This is a genomic window from Streptacidiphilus sp. EB129 (assembly GCF_041262645.1).
In the GTDB taxonomy this organism is placed as follows: Bacteria; Actinomycetota; Actinomycetes; order Streptomycetales; family Streptomycetaceae; genus Streptacidiphilus.
On record NZ_JBGCCS010000087.1, the window covers coordinates 1 to 6352 of the forward strand.

A 6352-nucleotide genomic window follows, 5' to 3' on the forward strand; every position below is an offset into this window, starting at 1 on the left:
CGCTTCTGTGCATCCGACATCCCCGGACGACCCATCCTTGCCATACGCCACACCCTCTCCTACCTGGGGTGTTGCGCTGACCGGTTGAGTTCACCACCGCCTCGCTGAGTCCCACCCCCAACTCAGCCGCCGCCAACCCCTTCGCCTACGTTGACGACGACCCCCTGACCCGTACCGACCCCACCGGCCACGGCTTTTTCGGCGACATCGGCAACGCCATCTCCTCGGGCTGGCACACCGTCACCCACTACGCCTCCGAGGCCTGGCACGGCTTCACCCACTACGCCTCCGAGGCCTGGGACACCGCCAGCAGCTGGGCCGACCACGCCTGGCACGCCACCACCAACTTCGTGACGTCCACCTACGACTCGGCGGTGGCATCCGTCGACAGCACGATCGCCAGCCTCGACCGCCTAATCAGCGAGATCAACCAAGAGATCGCTGACCTGAAGATAGAGATTCGAAGAATCGCAGCCCGGGCCTGGCATGCGACCACCAAGATCGCCAGCCATGCCTGGCATGCCACCGTCCACATCGCCAGCACCGCTTACCACGCCACAGCCGCAGCGGTGCACACCACCACCACGTTCTTCAAGAACCACGCCGCAGCCATCGCCTCCTTCGCCGCTTCCACCGCAGTGTTCTTCGGATGCGAAGCAGCCGTAGGAGCAGTGACCGGAGGAGTCGGGGCCATCGCGGGTGCCGTCGGCTGCGGCGCACTGGCCGGCGCGGTCGGCGGAGCCATCGACCAGGGCGCCAAGTGCGTCGACGGCCAGCACGGCGCCTGCTCCGTCAGCGCCTTCGCCGGATCCACCATCCTGGGCGCCGTCGGCGGCGCGATAGGCGGCGGCATCGGCGGCGCCCTGGGCGGCAAACTCGCTGCGTCCGTCGTGGGCGACGTCCTGCCCCAGCTCGTGACAAGCACCCTAGAAGGCGCGGCGATCGGCGGCATCGGCGGCGGCGTCACCGGCGCCGCCGACTACGGCCTGACCTGCGCCGACAGCCAGACCGGCTGCAGCTGGTCCGGCCTGGGCGACGCCACCGCTAGCGGAGCAGCGAGCGGCGCCATCGGCGGGGCCGCCGGTGGAGCCGTCTCCTCGCTCGCCGGATCCGCTCTCGGCAGGATCCGCAGCAACTCCGGCGAGGAAGACCCCGCCGCGAGCGGTTGCGCCAGCGGGCCACACAGCTTCACCGGAAACACGCCCGTCCTGATGGCCGACGGAACCAGCAAGCCCATCGACCAGGTCAAGGTCGGCGACCAGATCACCGACGCCGTCCCAGGTAAGAAGGGCACCCAGAACCACACAGTCACCGCCGTCATCGTCACCTACACCGACCATGACTTCGCCGACGTCACCATCCAGCCCATCAGCCAGCAAAGCACCACGAGCACCGCGAAGGCCGCGAGCATCCCGCTCAAGACCCGCGTCCTGCGCAAGGCCGGCCTCGGCCTGGCCGCCTCCGCAGCCGGCCTCGCCGCACTCCTCGGCCTCGCCCACCACACCCCCGGCACCACCAACCAGGCAACCCCGGCCGCCTACACCACCACCGCCAGCCCAACCGCTGCGCCGACCGCTGAGGCCACCGTCGCTGCGCCGAACGGCGGAACCCTCCACACCACCTTCCACCACCCCTTCTACGACCAAACCCAGTCCTCCTTCGTCGAGGCCCAGAACCTCCACCTCGGCGACCTCCTCCAAACCCCCACCGGCACCGCCCAGGTCACCGACCTCCACCTCTTCCACGCCAACACCACCACCTACGACCTCACCATCGGCGACCTCCACACGTACTATGTGATGGCCGGATCCGCGCCGATCTTGGTGCACAATACTGATGGCCCTTCTTGTGAGATATTTCCGAACCTGGAGCCGGAAAATAGGGGGGTCGATCTGGCTGAAGCTAAGGACGCTGGAGTGTCGCCCACGGTGCCAGGGACTCCGGAGTTTGATTCGTATATTGCAAATCCCACCGGCGAGATCAAGTGGGGTGTGAGGCCTGATGGGTCGCTGCGCATTGTACCGACGGAAGCTGCTGATGGTACTGAGATATTCCATTCAACTCTCAATGGTGACGTATCGGGGTACGACTATATGCGCGCCGCTGGAACTGCCGAGATAGAAAAGACTGAGACTGGCTATATTGGCAGGCTGATAACAAATTACAGCGGCCACTATCAGCCAAGCGAGGGATCTACGCAGCTTGGAGAGACCACGTTTGCAGAGTACGGGATAGTATTCGAGCGGGTGGAAACACTATAGAATAGGCATTTCGCGTGACCTACAGGAATTCTTTCTCGGAACTCAGTCCCGTCGAGTTGCTGCACTTTGCAAAGTGCCAGGCTGGTGCAGCACTCGGGGCTGATGGTAACGCGTGGATCCGACTGGTGGACATTGCTGCCGCCGGAATGAGGAGGAGTGTCGCCCTAGAGGATCGTGATGCCTTTGCGGAAGCCGCGATGGTGGCGCTCGATGAGATGCGATCTGGCGGGTTTGTTCCCGAGCGTCGATGGGCGATCATGGCGCTCAAGGTTCACGTCGATCGGGTGTTGATTTGTGACCCTTTGGATAGTCAGAAGCGTGTAGGTGCATCTATCGCGTATCAAATCTTCTTCGGGCAGCTAGCAGGTCTTCCGAGGGTGCTGCCTGGCCTCCCCGAGAAGCGATTGGGAGCGGATTTGGATCGAAGTGATTTGCAGTATGCAAAGCGCCTCGCGCATCAAATTTGCCGCATTGCCAGCTATCTCAGCGTGGACCAATCTGCGCTTATTGAGGAGTTGCTTTCGGTAGATTCTGACTAGGTGATCAATTCCAAGGGATGCCTGCGGAGGGTGTGGGGTGGGCGGCGGCCGAAGCCACCGCGAGACGGTCAGGTGGCGGGCGGCTGGCCCTGGTTGTCGAGGTGGCAGCGGGCGGTCAGGCGTCAGGGTCGACTTCGGGGTGCGTGAACCGCACGGGCTTGCCCAGCGACCGGGCGTAGGCGATTTCGGCTCGGGTGCTGTCTCCGATGTAGTTGCCGACTACGAGCACCTCATCAGCGAGCCGGATCTTCGCCCGGTGCAGATCGTCGAGTCGAACCTTCAGCGCCTCGGCCTCGACAGGATCGGACCAAAGTTCGTGCGGCGACTTCATGTCACAGCCCGGTTTGACGACAATCCTTCCGGCTTTGGTCTCCCGCAGGTCGGCCTCGTTCATCTCGGTCATGAAGCGGGTGGAGCCGCAGATCACGACGATACGCGGGAGGCTCAACAGCTTCTTCGCGTCGGCGAGCTTCTCCGCGGGGGTGAGCAGATACGGGTATGACACTGGTTCCTCCTGGTGGTGTGGTCCAAGGGGTGCCCGCGGAGACGAGAACGAGGGTGTCCAAGATCGTTTTGTGACGAACGACGTGGACACCCAATGCCGGAAAGTTGGGGTGTGGGCTTGTTTGTCAAGCGGCTTGGCTGGGTGATTGGTCGGTTCACTCGAGTGAATGAGTCTGATTCCTGATGATTGGTTCTGGTCTATCCAGGATCTTCAGCTCTCTCGGGGCCTGTGGCGCCGGGAGGGTACAGGGTCAAGCTGAGATGGCGGGCGGGCGGCGCTGGCTTTCAGATGATCAGGACCCGGCGCCCTCGCGTGTGGCCTGCCTGGCTGTCGATGTGCGCCGCCGCGGCCTCGGCCAGCGTGTACGACTTCTCGACCGGGATCCGGAGCTTTCCCCGGGAGATGAGGCCGACGGCCTCAGCGAGCGCTTCCGGTACGCTCCCGGCCACGCCGGAGAATCGGACACCGAGCGCCGGCGCACCGAGATCGGCGATGGAGATCACCTTCTGCGGATCCCCGGTCAGCTCGACGAGCTCGCGGATCACACCCGAGCCGGCCAGGTCGAGAGCTGCGTCGACATGGCCGAGCTGCCGCACTCGCTCGACCCAGCCCTCGCCGTATGTCGTGGCGAGGGCGCCCAGGCCGCGCAGATAGCCCTGGTTCGCGGCCCCAGCTGTGCCGATCACCGTGATGCCGCGGTCGTGGGCGATCTGCAGCACCGCCGATCCGACTCCCCCGGACGCTCCGCTGACCAGTAGCGTCTGCCCGGACTGCACGCCGACCTCGCGGATGATCCGCAGCGCGGTCTCCACCACGGAGGGGTACCCGGCCGCCTCTTCGAACGTCAGCCCCTCGGGCATACGGGCCCAGGCCGACAGCACGGCGATCTCGGCGTAGGTGCTTGAGCCTTCGCCGAACACATGGTCGCCGACCTCGACCCCCTCGACACCCTCACCGACCTCGTCCACCACCCCGGAGGCGTCGAGCCCGACTCCGGAGGGCAACTCGATCGGATGCGCCCCCAGGATCTGGCCTTCGCGGATCCTCCAGTCGACGGGATTCACGCCCACCGCCCGCACAGCGATGCGTACCTGACCGGGGCCCGCGTGGGGCTCCTCGGCGTCCACGAGTCGCAGCACGTCCGGACCGCCGAACTCGGCGAAGCTCACTTTCTTCATGCGACAGACGGTAACACTAACGGTTAGCATTTGGAATCCGTTTCGTTTTCGCATCTGGTAGTGTTAAATCATGACAGTGCCGTCCGGACGCCGCGAGCGCAAGAAAGCCGCGACCCGCCAGAAGATCGCCGACACCGCCCTGCGGCTCTTCCTGGAACGCGGCTTCGACGCCGTGGGCATCCGTGACGTGGCCGCCGAGGCCGACGTGGCCGTCACCACGGTCTTCTCCCACTTCGCCTCGAAAGAGGCCCTGGTGTTCGAGCAGGATGAAGACTTCGAGCTACGCCTCACGCAGGCGGTCACCGGCCGGGCGCCGCACGAGCCACTCATCCCCGCACTGCGCCGCGAGGTCCAGGCCCTGGTGCGACACTGCACGGCGGACGGCGCCACCCCGATCTGGCGCATGATCGACGCGTCACCCGCCCTGCGGCAGTACGAGGAGTCGATGAGGCTGCGCCATGCAGAGGCGCTGGCAACGGCCATCGCCGCCGATCTTGTCCTGTCACAGACCACCACGGCCTGCCGGACCATCGCCAGGTTCGTGATCGACGCCCATTCGCTGGCCCGTGAGGCGGCCGATCCGCAAGCCGCGGTGGACGAGATCTTCCGGATGATCGAGGCAGCATGGGCCGTCACCCGCCCCTGCGGAAACCCCGCCGGCGCAGCCGGACCGTAGCCGGCTGCCGGGGCGGCCCAGCGCGCGCCGAACCTCGACGGCAGAGCGGATCAGTGCGCTCACTTGCCTCGAAACCCTGTAGGTGGGGCGTTTCCCCTTGATCGACCCTGCTGGCCAATTCACACAGAGTGCTGCGGTGATCGTCCTGGGCATGGGACTGTGTTGCTACGTGCACGTCCTTTGGGTGGGGGGTGGTCTGCGGTGTCCATGTGGCCGAGATCGATGGGCGAGGTTCCGGTGCTGACGTCCCAGGTCGCGCATGCCGCCTTCCCGAAGGGGTGCGTGGCGATGCGGATGCGCGAGGTGCTCGGGGAGGTGTTCGCCGACGCGCGGTTCGCGGAGTACTTCGCGGTGCGTGGACATCCGTCGCTTTCCCCTGCGCGGTTGGCCACGGTGCTGGTGCTGCAGTTCGTCGAGGGGATGACCGACCGGCAGGCCGCCGATGCCGTCCGGGGCAGGGTGGACTGGAAGTACTGCCTGTCGTTGGAGTTGGTCGATCCGGGCTTCGACGCCTCGGTGCTCAGCGAGTTCCGATCGCGTCTGGCGCACGGTGACCGGGCGGACCTGCTGTTCAACCGGATGCTCGAGGTGCTGCGGGAGCGCGACCTGCTGGTCAAGGGCGGCCGTCAGCGCACCGACGCGACACACGTCCTGGCCGGCATTCGCTCGCTCAACCGCCTGGAGTTCGCCGCCGAGACGATGCGGGCGGCTCTGGAGTCCCTGTCGGTGGCGGCCCCGGTCTGGCTGGTCAACCACGCACCGGCCCCCTGGTGGGACCGCTATGCCCAGCGGGCGAGCGACTACCGCTTGCCGAAGAGCGAGACGGCCCGCTCCGAACTCGCGGTCACCTTCGGCACGGACGGCTTCAAACTGCTCGATGCGGTCCACTCTGCACGCGCGCCCGGCTGGCTGCGGGACCTCCCCGCACTACAGGCCCTGCGCAGAGTGTGGGTGCAGCAGTACTACCGGGACCACGACGGTCCCCGCCCGCGGGAGAAGGGTGAGTTTCCGCCCGGCGCTGTGGCGATCAAGAGCCCCTACGATCTCGATGCCCGCTACGGCATCAAGCGTGGCATGGGCTGGAGCGGCTTCAAAGGTCAGACTCCTACAACGCAAAAGGTAACTTCGAGTTCCAGGTCACCGCGGGTCTGACGGCGGACCTCAGAACTCGCTCGCCCTTGGGTGGACGCGGT

General features: G+C 65.8%; 6 protein-coding genes. 4 read left to right on the forward strand and 2 right to left on the reverse strand.

Annotated features, from left to right (window positions below; all coding sequences use genetic code 11):
- Window positions 1-350 precede the first annotated feature (350 nt).
- Both ABH925_RS37390 and ABH925_RS37395 read left to right on the forward strand, forming a co-directional pair.
- Window positions 351-2261, forward strand: a complete 1911-nt coding sequence (locus tag ABH925_RS37390) for a polymorphic toxin-type HINT domain-containing protein (RefSeq protein ID WP_370156049.1) — start codon at window positions 351-353, stop codon at window positions 2259-2261.
- A gap of 14 nt (window positions 2262-2275) precedes the next feature.
- Window positions 2276-2800, forward strand: a complete 525-nt coding sequence (locus ABH925_RS37395; protein ID WP_370156050.1) for a hypothetical protein — start codon at window positions 2276-2278, stop codon at window positions 2798-2800.
- A 115-nt stretch (window positions 2801-2915) separates the two neighbouring features.
- On the opposite strand, the gene ABH925_RS37400 is transcribed toward ABH925_RS37395, so the two are convergent.
- Window positions 2916-3305: a hypothetical protein gene (locus ABH925_RS37400; RefSeq protein WP_370156052.1), complete on the reverse strand. Its 390-nt coding sequence runs from the start codon at window positions 3303-3305 to the stop codon at window positions 2916-2918.
- A 284-nt stretch (window positions 3306-3589) separates the two neighbouring features.
- The gene (locus ABH925_RS37405) at window positions 3590-4483 is read right to left on the reverse strand and encodes an NADP-dependent oxidoreductase (RefSeq protein ID WP_370156055.1); all 894 of its coding nucleotides are present in this window, start codon (window positions 4481-4483) and stop codon (window positions 3590-3592) included.
- Between the two features lie 70 nt (window positions 4484-4553).
- Between ABH925_RS37405 and ABH925_RS37410 the strand changes: the two genes are divergently transcribed.
- A complete protein-coding gene (locus ABH925_RS37410) occupies window positions 4554-5159 on the forward strand; it encodes a TetR/AcrR family transcriptional regulator (RefSeq protein ID WP_370156057.1) in 606 nt (201 codons plus the stop codon).
- Window positions 5160-5381: 222 nt separating this feature from the next.
- Complete coding sequence (locus tag ABH925_RS37415) at window positions 5382-6311, forward strand: transposase (protein WP_370156059.1); 930 nt, start codon at window positions 5382-5384, stop codon at window positions 6309-6311.
- Window positions 6312-6352: the final 41 nt, after the last annotated feature.

Coding starts and splice junctions, on each gene's coding strand:
- ABH925_RS37410 (WP_370156057.1), top strand. CDS start 4,554: ATGACAGTGCCGTCCGGACGCCGCGAGCGCAAGAAAGCCGCGACCCGC.
- ABH925_RS37405 (WP_370156055.1), bottom strand. CDS start 4,483: ATGAAGAAAGTGAGCTTCGCCGAGTTCGGCGGTCCGGACGTGCTGCGA.
- ABH925_RS37415 (WP_370156059.1), top strand. CDS start 5,382: ATGGGCGAGGTTCCGGTGCTGACGTCCCAGGTCGCGCATGCCGCCTTC.